Below are 21,610 nucleotides of genomic sequence, written 5' to 3'. Positions count from 1 at the left end.
GGGCACTACTCTCCTACTCAGTTAACCCTGTTTCAAACGCATATTTCGCTAGCTCTGCCGTCGAATGTAAATCCAACTTGTGCTTAATGTTATGGCGATGCGTTTCTACCGTTCGGTAGCTAATGTTAAGTAGTGTGGCTATTTTCTTACTGCTGTTTCCTTGAGCGACTAATTTAAGCACCGCTTCTTCCCTGCGGCTGAGTGGATTCGTTTTTTGAGTGGCTGGCACCACCTCTTGGGTAAAAAGCGTTTGTGTGACAGACTCACAGAAATACGTTGAACCTTGATTCACCGTTTTTATTGCTTGCACCATTTTCTCGGCCGAGATTTCCTTGAGCATGTACCCTACTGCGCCAGCTTGCATGACCTTCATGATGTATTCACGGTTATCGTGCATGGTCAGCATAAGTATTTTGCTCTCTGGTCGCTCTTCTTTAATTACCCCAGTCGCTTCAATACCGTTCATTATCGGCATGCTAATGTCCATCAAGATGACATCAGGCTGAAGGTGCTTTGCGACTTCTATCGCTTCCAGCCCATTGCTTGCCGTACCGACCACTTCAATGTCAGGCTCTAACTCCAAGCGAGCCATGAAGCCATCTAAGACCACTTGATGATCATCAACAATCACCACACTAATCGGTTTATCCATAAACTAATTCATCCAAATTAAGCAGCACGGTAATCTCTGTTCCTAAACCAAGCTCACTCATCAGTTCAAACTCACCACCAATGAACTCTACACGCTCTTGCATGTTCCTTAACCCAATCCCTTGTTGGTGCACTGCTTGGTTAACCACAAAGCCAACACCGTCGTCACGTATGAGTAATTGCAGCATATTGCCCATTTTTTGCAAAGTAACCGTCACTTTTTTCGCTCTTGCGTGTTTTTCGATGTTGTTCAAAGACTCTTGAGCAACACGATATAAGGTCGTCGCGACCTCCGACGTCAGTTTGTACTGCTGAGTATCAAAATTACTCTCGATATCAATCCCAGAGTGAGAGTGAAAGTCTTGCAGTAAAGTGGTCAGTGCCGCCTCTAAGCCGATATCATCAAGGGCGCTTGGACGGAGCTGATGAGAAATATGACGCACCTCATTTATCGCGGTGACGAGCGATCGTTGTGATTTATCTAAGTGAGATTTGAGTTTTTCGTCTTCCAGTCTATGACTCATTAAATCCAAATGACATTTACTAGAAACTAACAACTGGTTGATTCCATCATGCAACTCTCTCGCTAGATGCTTTTTCTCATCCTCTTGAAACATGACGGTTTTATGTGCCAACTCTTTAAGGTTTTTATCGGCAAGACGGTGTTCATGCAGATTGATCGCTAAAGTGAGAACGATAATTACAGCAACGGTCACCGCTAAGATCACGACGACCGAGAAAAAAGTCGTTTCGATATTTTTGTTCACCGCAGCGCGCATATTGGCGACTTCTTGGCTTACGTCCTCAATATAGAGCCCTGTCCCTATCATCCATTCCCACTTATCGAGCCATGCGGCGTAGCTAAGCTTTGGGACGACTTCACCCGTAGATGGCTTTTGCCACAGGTACTGATGAAATCCGCCACCTGATTGAGCTTGATACAACAAAGCTTCGATTAGACGATCGCCATTCTCGTCTTCAAGATAGAGTAAGTTCTCCCCGACTAGCTCTGGAAGAACAGGATGTACAAGGTTGGTGCCGTATTTATCGTAAGCAAAAAAGTAGCCGTCTGCTCCGTAGCTTAAACGGTTTAAAATCGCTTTCACGTGTGTTTTAGCAACGCCCTCTTCTAAGGTTGGATCGTTGTAAATATAAGAAATGGAGTCAAAGGCGACGTCGACCGTGTCTTTGAGCGCCGCCTCTTTTGATTGGATCAGGTTTTGATGAAAGATCTCTACCTCCCTTTTGCCAAGAGTCTTGGTTTGATAGATAGAAATCCAACTGATACTCGCTGACACCAATACCACGGGTATCAATGTCAGCAGAATTAACTTTGCTTTGAGAGGCATCCCTTTCCTCCATGAAACGCTGCTTTACAGCTCACAATCTTAGCAGCACAAATAACTCGACTTCGTCCGCCTAGACATAAATAGCAGCTTAACAACTTGTCTCAAAAGGTAAAAACTCTCAGTTCACAAAATCTCTTTTATTATCGAGTGATCAACTCATGCCATAAAAGCCAGGGAAAAACAGCAAAGAAGCCAACACGACAATTTGAATCGCGATAAACGGCATCACACCTTTGTAAATATCTCGCGTAGTGACACCTGCTGGTGCGACGCCTTTTAGATAGAACAAACTAAAACCAAATGGCGGTGTTAGGAATGATGTCTGTAAGTTCATTGCGATAAGAATCGCAAACCACGTCATGTTGATACCCATCAACTCAGCGACCGGCGCAATAATTGGCACGATGATAAAGCAGATTTCAACGAAATCGATAAAGAAGCCTAAAATCAGAATCACCACCATGGTAATGATGAGGAAGCCCCACTTTTCTCCAGGCAATTCTAACATCCACTCTTCGACTAGATAATCACCGCCGGTGTAGGTAAATGCCATTGAGAAGGCGGTTGCCCCTAGCAAAATAGCAAAGACCATTGCGGTTACTTTAACGGTTTCTTTCGATGCATCATAAATCATCGACCAACTAAACTGCTTATACAGTAACGACAGAACTATCGCACCAGCGCCGCCCAGAGCCGCCGACTCTGTTGGCGTTGCAATCCCAGCAAAGATGGAGCCCAATACCACAATGATAAGTGCTAGTGGCGGTAAAACGGCTTTCAGCGCGGTGAACACTTCTTGCTTTCGACTAATCGACTCATCGCGCTCTATCGCCTGTGCCGCTTGAGGATTCAACTTCGCATAAATAAGAATGTAGATAACATAGGCGCCGACGAGCGTGATACCGGGCCAGATTGCAGCTTGGAATAAGTCCCCGACCGGAACACCGAGTACATCCCCTAACAAGATCAACACGATAGAAGGCGGGATAATCTGTCCCAAGGTACCAGACGCACAAATAGTCCCGCACGCCAAGCCTTTGTCGTAATTGTATTTAAGCATCACAGGGAGTGAGATCAGCCCCATCGCAACAACTGATGCGCCGACTACGCCCGTTGACGCGGCAAGTAATGCGCCAACTAATACTGTCGAAATAGCAATACCACCACGGACGCCGCCAAACAGACGTCCCATCGACTCAAGCAGTTGCTCTGCAAGCTTCGTCTTCTGAAGTACTAGTCCCATGAAGACAAACAATGGTACGGCCATTAGCACCGTATTTTCCATAATGGATTGAATACGATATGGCATGAAAGCAAACATCTCGATGCCTTCAGCCCAAACACCAAAAATCAGTGCAATACCGCCAAAAGTAAAGGCAACGGGGAATCCCAATAAAAGCGCAAAGAGCGCGACAAAAAACATCACTATACCGATCATAATGACTTCCTTTTACGACTTACCGTTATTACCGGCATAGATAAGATGAGGGTTAACAATCTTGTTGATCGAATGCAGCAGCAGTCCAATGCCACTAACTGCCATAAAGAAAAATGACAGCGGAATCATCGCTTTGATGATCCAACGATATGGCAATCCGCCTGGATCACCAGACGTCTCGCCTAGCGCGTAACTTTCTTTGGCGAAATCGATACCAAACCAAGCCACCAGTAGGCAAAAAGGGAATAAGAAAAATAGCGTGCCTATGATGTCGATGATGGATTGTGCTTTGTAAGATAAGCGTTCATAAAAAATGTCAACGCGAACATGGCCACCAGACTTAATCGCGTAAGGCACACCAAGCAGAAATACAGCGGAGAATAGATGCCATTCCATTTCTTGGAATGCAATGGATACATCGTTGAATACATATCGCATCACAACGTCGTAAACCACATTCACCAACAATAAAATAAACAGGATGCTGGACAACCATCCGAGGAAATCGCTAAAGCGGTTAAATAATCGCTCAATATAAATAAGACTTCTCATTCCGAACTCCGTGGAACGTTTGGATACGCTCCGCTATGGTGCGGAGCATTCATTATGAAGTTTTCTTGGGCTTCGTTCGCAGGCTAAACCTCTCGGCGTCGCCTGCGTCATAACGTTATTGTTGAGCTTGACTGTTTAAGTAAGCTCGGTGTGAAATGTCTGACCAAGGTCGAACTTGATTCATGTAGTTCGCTTGCGACTCTTGAATCTCTTTCGCCAAAGCATCTTTTTCTGCGTGCTCTTTCAACAAACGATCGTTTGCTTCTCGCAACGCAGCCACTACTTCAGGCGGGAAGTCTTTGACTTCAACATTTGGGTATTCAGATTTGATAGATGCCCAGTTTTTGCCACTTTCGTGTTTCGATTGTGTGTACATATCGTAAGCGGCGGTTTTCATTGCTACTTGTAAAATCGCTTTTAGATCATCAGGTAGACGGTTCCAAGTACGCTTATTAACAAGGAACTGAAGCTCAGTTGCTGGCTCATGCCAACCTGTGTAGTAGTATGGCGCGATTTTGTGGAAGCCCATGCGCAAGTCCAATGATGGACCAACCCACTCCAAGGCATCAATTGTGCGACGCTCTAGAGAGGTATATAGCTCACCAGGGGCGATATTCGTTGGTTTTGCACCTAACTCTGCCAAGATCTCACCTGCAAAACCTGGGATACGCATTTTCAAACCCTGCAAATCCTCGACGGACTTGATCTCTTTCTGGAACCACCCGCCCATCTGAGTATCGGTATTACCTCCAGGGAAAGACATCAAATTATGTGGAGAGTACACCTTCTCCATCAGCTCCATACCACCGCCGTAGTAAAACCACGCATACTGCTCAGTTGGTAACATACCGAAAGGCATAGAAGTGAAGTAAAGTGAGTTTGGAACCTTGCCCTTCCAGTAGTAAGACGCCGAGTGGCCCATGTCGTATTGGCCAGACTTAACCATATCAAACACCCCAAAAGGCGCTTTGTGCTTGTTTGCGGAATCAATACGGATTTGCAGACGCCCGTTGGACATCTCCTCTGCCATTTTTGCCATGTTTTTTGTCGCATCACCAAAAATAGGGAAGTTAGGTCCCCAAGTTTCAGCAAGCTTTAAACGATAGACTTTTTCAGCAGCATTTGCAGAAGTCACAACGAATGTCATCGCGGCAACGACAGCGGTTGTTTTGAGCACTCGTTTTAAAGATTTTTGGATTAGACTCATCGTTCACGTCCTTTATCACCAAGGTTATTGTTGTCATCCATTTCATTAGGATTGGCTGTATTCGGTATAAAAGATGTAACAATGTTGTCGAATGCGAAATGGGCATGAACACGGAAGCGAGTAATTCATCAATAAGATATTAGCCTTAGGTATTACGTATAACTACGTAGGACAGCTGTTATGCGACAAGTTTAACCATCATAAAATTAATGAGTTACTTTTCCCTTAACGATGTAAAAAGAAAAATGATACGTACGTACTTCTCTGCCAAAAAATTTACATAGTATTTAAGAAAATGTGACAAAGCACTTATTGGCAGCGTTAAAATCAATACCTAATGGATTACTTTCAATACGAAGATAAAAAAATACCTCGGCATTGGCCGAGGTATTCAATCTAGCACGGTAGCGGTAATTAAACTGCTTTGTAGATAACTTTGTTACCTGCTAACTGCTCTTTTTGAACTAGGTTTTCTTCAAGAAGCTTCTTCAGTGCGCCAGTAGCCCATGATGCCGCTTTAGTATCTTCTTGACCTGCAGCTAAACCAATGCCTTTAGGGTTGATACCTTCAGCATTTGCTACAACGATGTCTAATACTTGTTGTTGCTTAGGAGTAAGGGCAACATCAACTGTTTTCACTGCAGCTACTTTTTTCTCAGCTACTACTTTCTCCGCAACAGCTTTTTCAGCAACAGAAGGTGCTACTGCTTTTTCGGCAACAGGCTTCACTGCTTTAGGTGCTGCAGCTAAGTTTGCTACTGTCGCTTTAATGCGTTTTTGCAGTTTCATCTGCACTTTACGCTTATGAGCAAGTCTCATTGAATATTTCTCCAGTTCACTGCATCTCAGCAGGGATGAAAATTTGAAGCGCGTTTTATACCAAAATTCACAAGCAATTTGTAGGTTTTAGCGGCGAAACGCGATGAAAAATGCGCTCAAAGCATAGAACGTCTACTATTTAATCAGATATTTTATGAACGGATTTATTGAATACTGGGTATAAAAACAGAGGTTTCTTTTATTTCAAATGCAAGTCAATGCACATTTAGTCATCCACGCATTTTTGATCAAGTATTCGATGAGGTTATAAGCATGGAAACGCTGCACCTAACAAATTCACATTTCAAACCCGACTCCCCTATCAACAGAATACTTTTGTTGCTCGTTGCACTGATAACCCTGTTTTTGGTTGTCATTTCTCCGGGATGGAAGCAAGCCATGTTGTCGGTCATTTTGATGTCTGCAATTGTTGGTTTCGCCATCTTGATGATCAAAAAAAGCCAAGTCACTTTTACGCTGACAGCTTCTCACTTCCAACAACATCTTTTTAAAGGCGGATGGGTCGTCCGATGGCGAAATATTGAGTCAATAGGGATTTGTAGCTACCAGCAGGAAGGGTGGCATCAGCCGCTACCTTGGATTGGTATTCGTCTAAAACACTACTCACCTTATTTAGATTCGATCTGCCCTCGTATAGCGACAGAAATTCTCCTTAGCCAACGCGCACTACTTTATTTAGGTGCGAAGCAAAATCAGTGTGAAGATAAGTTTGAAGATATGGTGCTTGATCCTAAGCCATACATAAACAGCAATGGGATTGAGTATAAAGGCTTACTGGCGATGCTCGCCAACCGTATGAAATATCAAAGAGGATTTTACGGCTACGATCTGTTTATATCAGCCAGTGACCTAGATCGTGAAGCAGAGGATTTTGTGGGACTGACTCGGCGATACTTAGCTGCCGCCGAGCCAGAATAATGCTTACTACACGCGCTTTTAGTAAAGCGGCATCTCGTCAGCAACGAACGGGTTAGTTTTACGTTCGTGACCGAAAGTCGATTGAGGGCCGTGACCAGGGACAAACGTGACATCATTGCCTAAAGGCCACAATTTCTCTTTGATAGAGCTAATCAAGGTATTGAAATCACCTTGTGGGAAGTCAGTTCGGCCAATGCTACCGTTAAACAATACGTCGCCCACAAACGCCAATCGCGCTTCTTCACTATAAAGAACAACGTGACCAGGGGTATGACCTGGTGTGTGGAATACCTTTAATACTTGATTACCAAATGTGACAGTGTCACCCTCATTTAACCATTGATGCGGTTCAAAGGCTTCAGTCAATGGGAAACCAAACATTTGGCTTTGCCCTTCTAGACCTTGTAGCCAAAAATTATCCGCTTTATGAGGACCAATGATCTCAGTACCACCAAGCATTGCAGCCAGCGGCTCTGTTCCGCCAACATGATCTAGGTGACCATGGGTTAGCACCAAGTTGACGATCTCGATGCCAAGCTCTTTAATGAGCATAGCAAGTTGCTTTTCGTCACCGCCTGGGTCAATAACGATGCCTTTCATCGTTTCATCACACCACACGATAGAACAGTTTTGAGAAAAAGATGTCACTGGGACAACTTGGTATTTCAGAGCCATAGAAAACCTATTACCAAACAAATTTGCGTTAAAACTGGCGCAACTATGACACTAACCCCATGCGACTTCAAGACCTGCTGAGGCTTGCTATTGACTTACCAAGAACGCACAGCACCTGTGTCGATATGGACAAAGTTACTACTTGGATAATACCCAACACCACCAGCTTTCAAGCTAATTGCTGCATCGCGTACAGTAGACAATTTCACTCCATCAAGACGGAAGTCTATGGCCTTACCTTCCATATGAAGACTTTTCTTTGCCACTCCGCTAGCCCCTTTGCGCAGGGACGCATTGGTCAAAGGCGAACGGTAACCAGAAATTACAATGACTTCTGCATCTGTACCGATCAGCTTTTGAATCTGGCTGATTTGATCGAACAAGCGTCGATCCATAGGATGAACTTCGTTTCGACGGTGATCACGACAAAACTCATTCAGCTTTTCTAGTTCATCATCAAGATAGCGTTTACCATCGAAATAGCATGTTTCGAGGAGCTCTCCAGTATTAAGGTTGTTCATCGCCAACTCACGTGGCTCGTCAGGGAATGAAGCCCATGAAATCGATGGCAAGGCAGATGCCAAAACCACGCCACCAGCGGTCATTTTAAGGAAATCTCGGCGGGAAAAATTACGACTTACCATTTCAAAAAACAATGCTCAACAACTAAACAAGTCGCGGACATTACCCAAACACATTTGTCACGTCAAATGCATAAATCGCTCCACCCTAATTTTAAGACGTGTCGATTAACGCTTAATTATTGAACAAACAGAAGATTCTTAGTTTTGTAAATTTTATTTAAAGATTTCAACTACGGTGATCGTATTTATAGATATCATCTCGGTAGTAAAGTGTTCCCTCTTCTAGCCATGCGGTTTGATAAATAATGTGCACTTGGATGCGTTCTCCTAAAGGAACCGACGTGTTAGAGCGACGCGTACTTTCCCGTTTTTTCGCTAGGCGTTCTTCTAATCCCTGAGTTTTGAATAAGAGCTCCGCCAGTTGGTCGGCATGTTCAACGCGGACACACCCGGAACTGAATGCGCGTCTATCTCGTTCGAACAAGTTTTTACTTGGCGTATCATGCAAATAGATAGCTTGGGGGTTTGGCATATTAAACTTATACAATCCCAATGCATTGTGTAAGCCCGATGCCTGCCGCATACGATAAGGAAATGTTCTCGGGTTCACCGTCGCCCAATTGATGGTTGTAGGGTCAATAATTTCGTTTGACGTCCAAGACCGGATGATTTGAATGTTGTGGTTAATCAAATACATCGGATTACGTTTCACTTTAGGAATAATGTCTTTCACCATTATGGTCCATGGCACATTCCATGTGGGGTTGAGAATGACGGAGTCAAGAGTTCCCGACATGATTGGTGTTTTTCTTGAGGCTCTGCCAACCACAACTTTAGACTCGAACAACGGTTGACCATCGTGCCAATACGTCACTTCGTATCCAGGTACATTTACAAAGACAACATTATCTCTGTCTTTGGACCAAATCCTTGAACGTTCTGAGTTCAGCGCCAATAGATGCAATCGTTCTTGAGGAGAAAAGTTGATCCATCGAATGGTATTCGGGCCAATCACCCCATCCTCTTTCAAGCCATGAATACGCTGAAACTCTTTCACCGCTAACTCTAATTCTTCATCATACTGTTGGGTCGTGATATCTAAATACGATACATCCACACCGACCACTTCCATACGCTCAATCAGAAGCGGTTTATTTTCTAATTGGTCACCGACACGGGCAAGGCCCGTTTGTTCATAGATTGGATATTGATACTGAGCGTGCTCGGATAAAGAGGAGTAAGCGGAATAAAAAGCTTCGTCCGTTTGTAAAGGAGAGCGAAGGCTTGCTAAGAATTGACTAAGTTTGCCAACCGTAATTTCGTTACTCAGTACGGACAAAGTATCGATGCTAGGAGCAGGTAAAATCACGTGGGCTTTGTTAGCAAATAACCAGTTGATACCTTCTTCAGGGAGCTGCTCGAGATAGCTGAGATACATCAACAGTGAATCTGTCATCACCAAATCAAAGTCGAGGTTATCTCCCTGCCATCGAACTTGGTTTATACGATGGAGTTGATTCTCGAATTCGTCCGTGACGCCAGCAAGAGCAACCAGGTTTACTTGAAAAAGAAACTGCTCAATATCGCTTTCATTTTCCCAGTTCAAACGGTAATTGGTACTTTGATAAAGCTGGTCAATCACCTCTGGATAATGGATCATTTTTTCGACAGACAGCTTTTGTACCGCTCCCTCTTGCTCTGTTTGTGCAGAAGCTTCGAGAGAAACGACGGTAGAAAAGCTGCAAAACGGCACCATAAGTGCCGTCATGATTAAAACCCTAGCAAACACTGAAACGATCCTTGCGCTACTTGCCATAATGAAAAGTATGGCAAATATCTCACAGCTTGCAGGTTTAAAATTAAGAATCTGATGTCGAAATTAACATCAAGTTTCTTTATCTATTTGGGTTCAAACAATCTTTGACCAATGGTTATCCCATTGAACACCACTAACAGAAGCGCTTTTATGTGTTGTTGGCCTTTGCTCAACCACTTTGCCAGCACCAGAGCTGACCCTGAATTCCTTTCCATACGTCACCACTCCCGATGCATCTGGCAAAGCACTTAACTCAACCAACTTACCTGTAGCTTTGGACCATATCCCATAACAACTGCCCGGAGGAGAAGTCGCAAGGATCCATTCATCCGTCGCCGCGATACTCGCGACATAGTGATTAAATCTCGCCCACTCTTCGGGTTCCGCATGCAAAGATTGCATCACGCCTCCACGAGTGTGCATCGCAAGTAAAGCTGGGTATTCATCCGGCTCTCCACGATATTGCTGACCACACAGTACCGTCTCTGCACCATCATGCGCTAAATGACGGATGCTCAACTTATGATCTGGTAAAGAGACTTGATCCAACAGCTCACCTTCTTGTGAAAGGTAACTCAGGCTTGGTCTCATGCTATCTAGATTGAGCGGTTCACGGCCGTTGGTGTGTACGCCACCGACGCCAATCGCTAATGCGCCATCAGGCATCATGATCACTTCATGAGGGCCAAGGCCAAAACCCGTTAACTCATCGATCTTTTGATATTGATTTTGCACATCATAAACACCGATGATCCCACGGCTTGTGCCCCTTTCCCCTTCTGTAGCAAATAGCAACATACCGTCATGGGAGTAAACACCATGACCATAGAAATGGCGATCCGGTTCTGCTAGCTGCAGCTTGATCATCTGCTCAGAGCGATAATCAAACACCATGAAGAAAGTACCCGGTCGACGACCAAAGACCACAGCGTGACCTTGTTGGTTTGTTGCTACACCATGTCCACGGTCAGGAATCGGCAATGAAGATAGCGGCATACCATGCTCATCCGCCACCACCGCTGCATATTTATCTCGGCCAATGATAGAGCAGCCGATCAACGCAGGCTCACGTGAGCTTGTTGAAGCACAACCAAATGGCATCATAGGTGTAGCCGCCCCGAATAGAGCGGCTTTCAGTAAGGTTCGGCGGGTTTGATCAGTCACCATCGGTTGCATTAAATCCTATAACCACGCCAAGCTCGATCGCCACTTCTTCGTGAATCAAGTACTTCAATTGCTCTAGCTTGTTGTATTGAGCGAGTATCATGCGGTAGCCTTCTTTACTTTGTAAAGCCGTGAACAAACTCTTATCTTCCGGCCATGTTTCCAACGCCATTTCAAACTGGTGAACAACACGGTCAGCGAGATCTGCATGGCCTTGCTCTCTTAGTAGCGCATCTAGGCCATTTCCGTTAGCAAAGTACAACGCTTCCATCCCTTGAAGGTTGGCTTTTAAGTTTGAAAGTGAGGTCTCTGAACGCCACGATTCTGAAAAATACGGGCGAGGCTTACCAATCTTCGCTAATGGACGACTCAACTTCTTCATGCTGTAGTCAAGCTGATTAGAGAGCAGCGAAATGTACTCGGATTTCCATTCCGTCATCTCTAACGACTTCCAGGGATTTTGTGCCCAAGAATCTGCGATGATCTGCGCTTTGTTCTCTAGGTTTTCAGCAATTGCAACACCTGTCGCACAGGTATTGCTGTTGCTAGATAAGGTCGACGCTTTATCGTAAAGCAGCCATTCGAGCGCACCTAAACCTTGCACAGTGACGCTTTGCGTGGAGATCTCTTCCGCACTCCAAACTTGGTCAGATTTCGTCAGCACAGACATTTTTCGGCCAGTGGTGTTCTTTTTATCTGGCCAAAACTGGACATTCCAACTTTGCTCCAACGCCGTAGCAGGGCCACGCTCTTGACCTTGTAATGCCATCCACGTCAGCATAGTTTGGTGCCATTGCTGTTTTACTTGCGCATCATCTTTCGTCTCTGATGTGCAGTAATCCGCGAAGCTTTGTTCAAGTTCTGTGGTTTGCGCTAAAAACGTCTGCGCAGATTGAAACTCAACTTCGTAGACCGCTTGAGAAATATGACTTGTACTCTCAGGCTTGGCAGAGCTCGAACCGACTGTCGATTGGCAACCAACCAAACTTAACGTTGCGGCAATCGCACTCACTAACAGTGTTTTTTTCATGGTTGCTTCCTTATAGAGAATTCAGAAACGCAATCAATGCATCACGTTCTTTTTTGTTCAGTGCTAGCACGTTTTGTTTGGCCGTTTCAGCTTCGCCGCCGTGCCACAACACCGCTTCCATCAGGTTACGGGCGCGGCCATCATGTAAGAAGTAAGTATGCCCGTTTACTTCTTCGGTATAACCAATGCCCCATAGGGGTGCCGTTCGCCATTCACGGCCGTTTGCTAAGTACTCAGGACGGTTATCGGCTAAACCTTCCCCCATGTCATGCAGAAGCATGTCTGTATATGGATGGATAAGCTGCTCAGAAAGCGCTGGTAACTCTGGTCGCTTCGCCGTTTTGACACTGGTCTTATGGCAGCTTTCACAGCCAGAAGCCGCAAAGATTTTCTGACCGAGTTTCACGCTAGGATCGTTCATATTTCGGCGAATAGGTACGGCTAAGTGCTGGCTGTAAAACTCAACGAAGTCGAGAATATTTTCACTCACTTCTGGTTTGCCGCCATTTGGCATGTCGTCACAAATACTTTGTTTCGAGGTACAGTTTTCATTGGGGAATAAATGGCTCGTCAGACCCACATCACCATTGAATGCTGCTGCATTTTGCTGCATTAACGTCGGTTGTCCGGCTTTCCAACCAAAACGACCAATCGAGAAGTCGTCCTTCTCAATCTCCCAAACCTTGTTTACTTTGCCTGAGATGCCATCTTTGTTGGCATCTTGTTCATCAACCCAAGCCAGTAGCGTTTCGTCAGGAATACTCTCTAACAAACCAAGGCCGATCATTGGCGGTGCAACACGCGCTGAAAATTCCGTATCAGGGTGCATATCGCCGTAACCTAGATCGGTAATATTCAAATGAGGTTTTCTTAGTGTCACCGTCGTGCCGTCTTTAAACTTCACTGGCACATCGGTGTACGTGATTTCGATTGTTCCTTCTGGCGTTTGATCTTGCAGGGCAAAGTCTTGGAGCTGGCCGCCATAAGTCGGCTCAGGTATAACGCCGTCTCTGATGTACGCTGTTTTTTGTTCTGACGTCATCGCAGGGATGCTCAAACGCACTAACATGGACACCGCATGCAAATCATTTTGCTCTGGAGGGTGACCACGACCATCTTTGATGTGGCAGTTTTGACAACCATTTGTATTGAAAAGAGGTCCCAAACCATCTCTGGCATCGGTAGACGCTGGCGCTTGTACCCAAGGGTTGCGGAAAAAACTATTGCCCACGCTAAAATCAAGACGTTTACTCATAGGAAGGTTCGCGGCAGGAAGAGAATACGCGTTGGCGCCTTCTTTTTTCACGCTCGTTTGTCCACCAGATTTCACATCATACGCGATAGCAGTAGAAGAAAAGATCACGGCCAAGGCCGAAATTAAGTAAGGCTTCATATCATTGCTCTAAAACACAACAAGAGGGGTGGGATAACAGCGAGTTAAAACGGTAAAGGGCTCAAACGAGCCCTTTCAATTATTTTTTGTACTTTGATTAAAACTCGTGGTCTGCAGTATCAGGGCTTAGGCTATCAATGCCAATGATACCCGCAGCACGTTCAATTGAACCGGTTTGAGCAACCAATGACATGATGGTGTCATTCACTAACGTGTTGCCTTGTGCATTACCCGCTGCAATTAACTGGTCGAAGTGTTGGTTGTTCTTCTCCGCAGACGTAACCAATTTACCAACTTGATTACGCGTAACATCAAACTGCTTCTGGATCTCTTTAGCTGCTTGTTTGTCTTTTTGAGCCACTAGGTCAGCAATACTCGGACCAGAAAGCAATGTGCCGTCTTCACGCTTGTAAAGACCTGTGTAAACGTTATAGATGCCCTGCTCGTTGTAGTAATGAGAGTTGTGCGTATTGTCTGAGAAACAATCGTGCTCATCTTCTGTCGAGTTTGCTTCCAACGCCACCTTCATACGCTCACCAGCAAGCTCACCTAAAGACAATGACCCCATACCGAACAACATTTTACGTAAGCCATTATCAGCAGAATCATTAAGAAGCGTTTCACGGTAGTTGCCTTTCACTTCCGCAGACCACTGTTTTTCCATCCATTCAAGGTCTTGAACCAGTAGATCGGCTGCCGCTTTTAGGTACTCACCACGACGGTCACAGTGACCATTCGTACACTCAGAACCGACAACGAAGTCTGTGTAAGCGCGCTGACCTGCGCCTGCGTTTGTGCCGTTTAGGTCTTGACCCCAAAGTAAGAATTCAATCGCGTGGTAACCTGACGCAACGTTTGCCTCAGAACCACCTACTTCGTTGAGATCCGCTAGCAATTCTGGAGTAATTTTTGAAACGTCTAGTTTAGAAGCACCAATCTGTAAACTGGTGTTTGCGATGATGTTTGCAGCAGCGCCTTCGTTACCGAGTTCATATTGGTAATCTGTCGCGACGTAGTCAATTAGGCCTTCATCAAGTGGCCATGCATTTAACTGCCCTTCCCAGTCATCAACAATCGCGTTACCAAAACGGAATACTTCAGATTGTTGGTACGGAACGCGAGAGTCTAGCCACGCTTGTTTTACTTCTTCAAGCTTATCCGCTGATGGCGATTTTAGGAATTCGTCGATTTTTACGTCGAGCGTTTTCGCCGTTGTCACTGAGTCAGCAAAGACTGCATGTGCAACGTCTGCATAATGTTCAACGACTTGTTGTTTCGTTACTTGGGCAGCAACGGTAGAACCACTGGCAATGAGGAGTGATGCAGCAATAGATTGGACTAAAACTGTTTTTGCATTCATCTGAAGCATCCTTGTTGAGCAATTTATTTGTTTTATTCGTAGTGCTAATTATTCTTATTTACACTATTAGTCACGAGATAATACAAATTTACAATTTATTTTCAACTCTAGATACAAAAAAAGCCTCATCATTGTGAGGCTTTTAACATGCAAAACTGATAATTTAATAAATAAAATCAGAATTTTAGATTGTGCTTACCATGAGAAACTTTTGCTTTTAGGTAGCTTTCATTACCATCTTTAATATGTGCAGAGGTATTGACAACCTCAACAATCTCGATGCCGTATTCTGCTAATTCACGGATTTTCTTAGGGTTGTTGGTCACAAGGCGAATTTTACTTACACCTAATGCTTCGAGCATTTGCGCTGCTTCAGTGAAATCACGAAGGTCATCGTCAAAACCCAAATGGTTGTTTGCTTCATAGGTGTTCATACCTTGGCTTTGCAAACGGTACGCATCAATCTTGTTGTATAGACCAATACCACGACCTTCCTGACGTAGGTACAAAATAATACCGCCAGATTCGCCCATGCGTTGAATGGTTTCTTCTAATTGCTCGCCGCAATCACAACGGGATGAGTGAAAAACATCACCAGTAAGACATTCTGAATGCATACGCACCAAAGGCGTTTCTTGCGTTTGATCCGCTTGCCTAAAGATAACTGCTACATGCTCTTTATCTGTCTTCAGGCCACGAAAAGACAGGATTTCAGCATCGATATTACTTTTAGCCCCGACTTTAAAATCTACTCTGGCACGTACTTCCGCCATATCTATACTCACTCGATTTATTGCTTGATGCGCTTGATGCGTTTTCGTTATTGCATTCATGGGATTCACTCATTGCTCTTCAACTATGGGGACTGATACCGCATTTTTCAATATAGAGATCACAATTGAGAGCAGTTATCCCCTAAAGACAGCCAAAGAGAACAACTCCCCGCGCTGACGAATTGTTATAGTATAACAATTTTGAAAAACTACAATAAAAAACCCCAGACAAATTTTGTCTGGGGTTGATAAGGAGTTGTATGTAGGGGTGATGATTTAATGTGTTTGGCTACGTTTCCAAACCGTAAGCTCTATCCATACCGCTTCGAGTTCTTGAATTTCTTCTTCGGTTAATACGGCAAGAGACGATGTAACTTGAGGCAGTTTCGAGGTTTGCAATGCACGAATCTGCGAATAAAAGTCTTTTTTTAACTGTAATATAACTGAATCCACTGCGTGCACCTACTTAGTTCTTTTATTACTTCTCCAGCTCAAATCGTTGATTTTCTTTATACTGGAATCTTCATAAATTCGGAAAAATGATAACATTCTGTTTGTTATCTGCACGATTTATTTCCCATAGTGGAATAGTGGTCACATTATTGACGCTTTATCATTTTGATCGAAAATAGGATAAAAAAGATCAAAAGTAATAGAGGAAAGATCCACAACGCCGCTGTCGAATAATTAAATGGTGGCTGATACAAAACGATATTCCCATATCTCTGAACCAAATAATCTTTTACCTCTTGATCCGTGCTTCCTTCGTTTACCATCGAGTACACTTTCAATCTTAAATCTTTAGCGGCTTGTGCATTAGATTCAACAAGGTTTTGGTTTTGACATTGCGGGCATCGTAAAGCCTTAGCTAATGCATTTGCTCTTTGTTGCAGTTCAACGGAATGAAATTCAAACAGATCAACATGCTGCGTAATTTGCTCTGCTTTGACCCAAGAAGAACACAAAGAAAACAAAACAATAATGAAGTAAGCATATTTAAAGTGAGACATTAAAATACCCCGAAAATAACGAGTTCCATTTGTCTATTGTTAACTTACCTCTATATTTGATCAAAACATTGCCATTTTGATCAATTAAGTAAGTTTCCGGCGTTCCTATTACACCAAGTTCAACCGCCAGTTGCCCATTAGGATCAGATATAACTTCGGTATATGGATTGTGTGAAGAGCTCAAATAGCGTTTAGCCGCGCTTTCTTTATCTCGATAGTTAAGACCAACGATGGGCACACCTTGTCGAGCTAAGTTGAGCAAATCATCATGTTCTTGTTTACAAACCCCGCACCAAGACGCCCAAACATTCAATAGCACATAACCTTGATTTTCTAGTACTGCATCGGTAATTCGATTGCCTGAAATAAGTGAGTAAGCGGTAAAATCCGGGATAGATAACACACGATTTTGTTGTATCTCCACGTTTGGTCTATCGGACAATGCCATTGTCGCGGTGACAACAAAAATCGCAACTAACAATATGAGAACGATCAGTTTAAGCGTATTTTTCGATCTCATTACCTTTTCCCCTTCGATTCGTCATACTCCCCAAAGCACTTATTACGATTAAAGCGCCACCAAACCATATCCACCAGATACCCGCCCGATATTGCACTTTAATTGCGTAGGCGCTGTTGTCGAGCTTGTCACCCAAAGTGATGTAGTAGTCTCCATGCCATAGTGATCGAATAGCGGGCTCGGTCATATTAATCACGCGCACAGGGTAATGCCGTTTCTCGGGTTGAAAGTTCAGCGCCTTACCGCTCTCCAAATAAAGATCAACACTCCCCTGTTCTGCGGTGTAGTTCGGCCCAACTAACCATTCAATCCCGTGGTAATCAACGGTGATACCCGCTTTTTGATACGAGCTACCAGGCCCTGCCCGTAAGTTGTATTCATACGAATAGTCACTATTAAATACTGCCCCGCTTGCAGCCAACGCAAAGCCAACATGAGCAAGAAACATAGGCATTAATTTGCTCTTGTTTTCTGCACAAAACAGCAATAGCACATGAGAAACCACTACCCACGTCGCTAATACCAGAGTAATCAAAGTCGTTATATGAAGCTCTTTAGTAGCAAAAACGAAAATAGCGCTAACCGCAATAACATGAATACCGACAAACCCAATGGTTTTAACGGCATGAGGACTGGCTCCTTTCGTCCACTTCAACACGGGCATAAAGGCGAGAAAGGTCAGAGCAAGTAATGTAAGGGGAAACACGAGGCTTTTAAAGTAAGGTGCCCCAACGGATATATTACCCAAGCCAAGCAGTTGATAAAGCATTGGGTAAAAGGTACCGAGGAAAACAATCGCCATACAAACAACGAGAAGTCCAATAGCGATGTATACCATGTAGGCACGACTTATTAACGAATCGAGCGTAAAACGAGGAATATGTAGCCCTCGCATAATGAGCACACCAAAGGTAACAATCACCAAAACGCTAAGAACAGCAAGAAGTACTACACCTTTGGTTGGATCAACCGCAAACGCGTGTACTGAGGTTAATACACCCGATCTCACAACAAATGTGCCGAGAATACTCAAACTGAACGTCGCAAAAGCCAATGCGTAGGTGCTCCAAATTGCTCCTTTATTACGCTTCGACAACACACCGCTATGCAGTAGTGCGGTACCCATTAACCAAGGCAGCAAAGACGCGTTTTCTACCGGGTCCCAAAACCACCACCCGCCCCAACCTAATTCATTGTATGCCCACCAAGAACCGATCAAAATTCCAATTGTTAGCGTACCCCAAGCAAAGAAAGCGGCACTACGGGCAACACCATACCATTCATTTATAGGTCGTTTCGCTAATAACGCAGCTAAGGCGAACGCCAGTATCGCGGCATAACCAACGTAACCCAAATACAACAGCGGTGGATGAATAATAAGCCCGATATCTTGCAACATCGGATTGAGATCTCGCCCCTCCAACGCTAGCGTCTGAGCATACTCAAAAGGATTGGACGTGGTGAGGGTAAACCAAGCGAAAATAGCAATAAGTAAGTTCATGATACCCAAGCAATCGCCTGTATATTGAGTGCAAACTGGCGACTTGATAGCAATAAAAGAGGCCCATAAGCTCAACGTAACCACCCAAAACAACATAGACCCTTGATGGCCGCCCCAAGCAGCTGCAATCTTAAACGCGATAGGTAACTGGCTGTTCGAGTGTGTAACCACATACTCAAGCGCAAAATTATCCTGAATAAAACAGACTATCAAAAGCGCCAAACAAACTAAGGAGGCTAAGCTGATAATATGAGACGTTGCGGTTTGGTGTGGCAACACTCCCTTCTTCCGCAGCATAAAGCAAACCCAATGCAGCAGCGTCGCACATGTCGATGCGACAGCCACCAATATCAACAAAAAGAAACCGAGCTCAGCCTCCATTTAGCCTCCTTACACGATGGTCATTTGACCAGCATAGAGAATGAAAGTACGCAGCATGAGTACGCCAACCAAACTCAACGTTGTGACCGCAAAAACGTAACTTCCTCTATGACGAACTTCTGAAGGCGTTAGCCAGTTTAGTGTCAACGGTGTGATCATTCCGATGAGCACCACCCCAACCCAGAACCACTGAGCCCAGAACCCACTCGAAATGGCATTCCAAGCCGCAGCTTCATTTTGCCCGCCACTAAAGATAAGCCCAGTAAAGAATGTCACTAAGACAAACAGCTCAAACAATACTACTGGGCGTTCAAATCCGTGTACCCAAGACACACTTGGGCTGCTGGTCGACTCTTCAAACACCAAGATGCCGAACATCAAACATGCTGCTGCGCCAGATGACAAACTAGAGAATAGGAATAAGATTGGCAGTACTGGATTGTTTAGCATTGGGTAAGTCTTCAATGCAGACAATAAGAAGCCAGTGTATGCCGCAAGCACGATCGCTAAAAAGCCTAAGAACAACTCAATCGCGTTGTTTGCTTTCCCTGCTTTAATCAAGATGCCATCGGCAAAATCCAATAATTTACTCGGCAACTTTCCTTCGCAGAAGCTGATGATTTGATGACGGAAGATAACGCCGATCCAAACAAACAGCACTAGCATGTACACTTGGAACAAGACAACGCCCATCGACATCACGGAAGTCGGGTTGTAGTAAATCATGATCTTCCAAAACTCAAGCGGTTTAGTTAAGTGGAAAATCAAAATCACTAAGCCAGAAATAATGCCAAATGGCGCGAGCCAAGCCATTGCTTTTATAATGCCATTGTTTGCGGGATCACCTTCAATCACTTTGCGTTTTAAATAGATAGAAATCATCACCGCACCTGCTGACATCCCAGCAAGGAATAAGTAAATTGCAATAATCCAATCCCAGACTAACGAGTCAAAGTGGAATGCACTTTCGAAGCCGTTCATGATGACACCTCCCCTTTGCTATGCGGAATTTTGTACAGTTTAGGCTGTGTACCTAAATGCGATTTATCGCGATAGACAACATGGCTTTCAATGGCTTTGCTCACCTCACTAGTTGGATCATTCAAATCACCAAAAATGAGAGCTTTTGTTGGGCAAGATTCCACGCAAGCTGGCTGCTTACCTTGCGCTAGGTTGGTATCACGGCAGAAGTTACATTTATCCGCAGAGTGATCGACTGGATTAAAGAAACGCACTTGGTAAGGGCAAGCAGCAAGGCAATAACCACATCCGACACATTTCTCTTTGTGTACATCCACAATGCCCGTCGCTTCATCTTTGTATGCTGCGCCTGTTGGGCACACATAGACACATGGTGGATTATCACAGTGCTGACAGGATTCGCGAGTAAACTGGTATTCCACATCTGGGAATTCGCCAATCGGTTCACTGCGATGAATTTTAAGTCGCGTCACGCCTTCAGGGACTTTATTTACTTCGCGACAAGCATCGGTACAAGCGGTACAGCCAATGCAGGCATTTTCATCATGAACCATACCCATGCGCTTCGCTTGTTCACTGTTGCTGGCATAAAGAGAGGAGCTAACAACGGAAGTGCCCGCAACGCCTGTAGTTAAAATCAACGCGCCGCTGCCGGCTAAAAAGTTTCTTCTCGAACATTTCATGCTATCTCTCCTCTTCTTTGGCAAGTTCAGGTTCGACGGCAAATTCAGAGTGACAATCCACACACTGCTTGATCAGTTGTTTTCTGTCGTACGACAACGCTTTGGTTTTCGCTGCGTGTACATCGTGGCAATTTGAACAAGTGAGATTCTTGGCGTGCACATCGTGCGTCCAATGCTTTTCTCTTAACTTAAGTGGCGCGTGACAATCCACACACTGGCTATTAGCTTTAAGAATCATGCTTGGGTCAAGGGACACTTTGTCGTGCACCGCTTTCGATTGCGCAGCAGAAAACTTAATCACATCGGGTGCGCCTTCACGGTGATCAGGGCCAATGTTGCTGTGGCAGTTAGTGCAATTGAGCTGCTTACCTTGACTCAATAACGCTTGCGAATCATGCGATAGATTCAGAGTATCTTTAGCATCCTTATGACATTGAAGACATTTATAGTCTCGGTCACGAATCAACTCGACTTGATGACGCTCAGCTTGAGCACCTTCAACTGGCTCTGAAGAAGTCGCATGGGCGGCGGTGAAAAAACCATAGATGGCAAAGATGAAGAGAAATTTCAGCATTGTCTCTATGGTCAATTTTATATTGCCCATATTTTTCTTTCCTTAGCTCGATAATAATTGATAACTCTTATCAACTATTATTTGAGCAACAATTAATTTCCTCTGAAGATATTTTTACACCTTCAAATGACATCAATTCTTATTTTGGAAAGCCACAACGCTAAACCTGTATTTATAATACCTCTATAATTCCTAAGAGGTAGAATCACA

22 protein-coding genes are annotated in these 21,610 nt (G+C 44.3%); 1 reads left to right on the top strand and 21 read right to left on the bottom strand.

Annotated features, from left to right (window positions below):
* Positions 1 to 13: 13 nt before the first annotated feature.
* The 6 genes from NL644_RS12060 to NL644_RS12035 all read right to left on the bottom strand — a co-directional run bounded on the left by NL644_RS12060 (position 14) and on the right by NL644_RS12035 (position 6,016).
* Entirely contained in the window at positions 14 to 652 is a 639-nt protein-coding gene (locus NL644_RS12060) for a response regulator transcription factor (RefSeq protein ID WP_005394727.1), read from the bottom strand.
* Positions 645 to 2,000, bottom strand: coding sequence for a cache domain-containing protein (locus NL644_RS12055; RefSeq protein ID WP_253658426.1), 1,356 nt, complete (start codon positions 1,998 to 2,000; stop codon positions 645 to 647). The genes NL644_RS12060 and NL644_RS12055 overlap by 8 nt, the downstream gene beginning before the upstream one ends.
* A gap of 151 nt (positions 2,001 to 2,151) precedes the next feature.
* Positions 2,152 to 3,438: a TRAP transporter large permease subunit gene (locus NL644_RS12050; protein WP_005394731.1), complete on the bottom strand. Its 1,287-nt coding sequence runs from the start codon at positions 3,436 to 3,438 to the stop codon at positions 2,152 to 2,154.
* A 12-nt stretch (positions 3,439 to 3,450) separates the two neighbouring features.
* On the bottom strand, positions 3,451 to 3,990 hold the full coding sequence (locus NL644_RS12045; RefSeq protein ID WP_012841642.1) for a TRAP transporter small permease subunit: 540 nt from the start codon (positions 3,988 to 3,990) through the stop codon (positions 3,451 to 3,453).
* A 115-nt stretch (positions 3,991 to 4,105) separates the two neighbouring features.
* Positions 4,106 to 5,197: a TRAP transporter substrate-binding protein gene (locus tag NL644_RS12040; RefSeq protein WP_114323222.1), complete on the bottom strand. Its 1,092-nt coding sequence runs from the start codon at positions 5,195 to 5,197 to the stop codon at positions 4,106 to 4,108.
* A gap of 414 nt (positions 5,198 to 5,611) precedes the next feature.
* The gene (locus tag NL644_RS12035; RefSeq protein WP_005394736.1) at positions 5,612 to 6,016 is read right to left on the bottom strand and encodes a hypothetical protein; all 405 of its coding nucleotides are present in this window, start codon (positions 6,014 to 6,016) and stop codon (positions 5,612 to 5,614) included.
* A gap of 273 nt (positions 6,017 to 6,289) precedes the next feature.
* On the opposite strand from NL644_RS12035, the gene NL644_RS12030 reads away from it, so the two are divergent.
* Positions 6,290 to 6,955 carry a DUF2982 domain-containing protein gene (locus NL644_RS12030; RefSeq protein ID WP_046876193.1) on the top strand — a complete coding sequence of 222 codons (666 nt, stop codon included), beginning with the start codon at positions 6,290 to 6,292 and terminating at the stop codon, positions 6,953 to 6,955.
* Between the two features lie 18 nt (positions 6,956 to 6,973).
* Here the strand turns inward: NL644_RS12030 and NL644_RS12025 are convergent, their stop codons facing one another.
* The 15 genes from NL644_RS12025 to nrfB form a co-directional block, all read right to left on the bottom strand.
* Positions 6,974 to 7,630 (bottom strand): MBL fold metallo-hydrolase, encoded by a 657-nt coding sequence (locus tag NL644_RS12025; RefSeq protein WP_048625699.1) that lies wholly within the window; start codon positions 7,628 to 7,630, stop codon positions 6,974 to 6,976.
* Between the two features lie 95 nt (positions 7,631 to 7,725).
* On the bottom strand, positions 7,726 to 8,274 hold the full coding sequence (locus NL644_RS12020) for a DUF882 domain-containing protein (protein ID WP_074191505.1): 549 nt from the start codon (positions 8,272 to 8,274) through the stop codon (positions 7,726 to 7,728).
* 166 nt (positions 8,275 to 8,440) lie between these two features.
* Complete coding sequence (locus tag NL644_RS12015; RefSeq protein WP_181869509.1) at positions 8,441 to 9,982, bottom strand: murein L,D-transpeptidase; 1,542 nt, start codon at positions 9,980 to 9,982, stop codon at positions 8,441 to 8,443.
* 141 nt (positions 9,983 to 10,123) lie between these two features.
* Positions 10,124 to 11,206 (bottom strand): DUF1513 domain-containing protein, encoded by a 1,083-nt coding sequence (locus tag NL644_RS12010; RefSeq protein WP_114323224.1) that lies wholly within the window; start codon positions 11,204 to 11,206, stop codon positions 10,124 to 10,126.
* The gene (locus NL644_RS12005) at positions 11,187 to 12,224 is read right to left on the bottom strand and encodes an imelysin family protein (RefSeq protein ID WP_114323225.1); all 1,038 of its coding nucleotides are present in this window, start codon (positions 12,222 to 12,224) and stop codon (positions 11,187 to 11,189) included. Before NL644_RS12005 ends, NL644_RS12010 begins: the two co-directional genes overlap by 20 nt.
* A gap of 10 nt (positions 12,225 to 12,234) precedes the next feature.
* Entirely contained in the window at positions 12,235 to 13,617 is a 1,383-nt protein-coding gene (locus NL644_RS12000) for a di-heme oxidoredictase family protein (RefSeq protein ID WP_114323226.1), read from the bottom strand.
* A 97-nt stretch (positions 13,618 to 13,714) separates the two neighbouring features.
* Positions 13,715 to 14,977: an imelysin family protein gene (locus NL644_RS11995; RefSeq protein ID WP_047009973.1), complete on the bottom strand. Its 1,263-nt coding sequence runs from the start codon at positions 14,975 to 14,977 to the stop codon at positions 13,715 to 13,717.
* Positions 14,978 to 15,153: 176 nt separating this feature from the next.
* Entirely contained in the window at positions 15,154 to 15,810 is a 657-nt protein-coding gene (gene ribA / locus NL644_RS11990; protein ID WP_005394759.1) for a GTP cyclohydrolase II, read from the bottom strand.
* A 216-nt stretch (positions 15,811 to 16,026) separates the two neighbouring features.
* Positions 16,027 to 16,203 (bottom strand): hypothetical protein, encoded by a 177-nt coding sequence (locus NL644_RS11985; protein WP_005394761.1) that lies wholly within the window; start codon positions 16,201 to 16,203, stop codon positions 16,027 to 16,029.
* Between the two features lie 146 nt (positions 16,204 to 16,349).
* Entirely contained in the window at positions 16,350 to 16,760 is a 411-nt protein-coding gene (nrfF, locus tag NL644_RS11980; protein WP_005394762.1) for a heme lyase NrfEFG subunit NrfF, read from the bottom strand.
* Positions 16,747 to 17,280 carry a DsbE family thiol:disulfide interchange protein gene (locus NL644_RS11975; protein WP_170902998.1) on the bottom strand — a complete coding sequence of 178 codons (534 nt, stop codon included), beginning with the start codon at positions 17,278 to 17,280 and terminating at the stop codon, positions 16,747 to 16,749. The genes nrfF and NL644_RS11975 overlap by 14 nt, the downstream gene beginning before the upstream one ends.
* Positions 17,258 to 19,162 (bottom strand): heme lyase CcmF/NrfE family subunit, encoded by a 1,905-nt coding sequence (locus NL644_RS11970; RefSeq protein ID WP_114323228.1) that lies wholly within the window; start codon positions 19,160 to 19,162, stop codon positions 17,258 to 17,260. Before NL644_RS11970 ends, NL644_RS11975 begins: the two co-directional genes overlap by 23 nt.
* 9 nt (positions 19,163 to 19,171) lie before the next feature.
* Entirely contained in the window at positions 19,172 to 20,143 is a 972-nt protein-coding gene (gene nrfD, locus NL644_RS11965; RefSeq protein WP_005394774.1) for a cytochrome c nitrite reductase subunit NrfD, read from the bottom strand.
* Complete coding sequence (gene nrfC, locus NL644_RS11960; protein WP_017636123.1) at positions 20,140 to 20,826, bottom strand: cytochrome c nitrite reductase Fe-S protein; 687 nt, start codon at positions 20,824 to 20,826, stop codon at positions 20,140 to 20,142. The genes nrfD and nrfC overlap by 4 nt, the downstream gene beginning before the upstream one ends.
* Before the next feature lies 1 nt (position 20,827).
* Positions 20,828 to 21,430: a cytochrome c nitrite reductase pentaheme subunit gene (gene nrfB / locus NL644_RS11955; RefSeq protein WP_005394776.1), complete on the bottom strand. Its 603-nt coding sequence runs from the start codon at positions 21,428 to 21,430 to the stop codon at positions 20,828 to 20,830.
* Positions 21,431 to 21,610 lie beyond the last annotated feature (180 nt).

The sequence above is a fragment of the Vibrio sp. Y10_XG_PY6 genome, assembly GCF_024181795.1.
Classification (GTDB): Bacteria; Pseudomonadota; Gammaproteobacteria; order Enterobacterales; family Vibrionaceae; genus Vibrio; species Vibrio diabolicus.
This window is presented reverse-complemented; position numbering and strand designations above follow the sequence as displayed.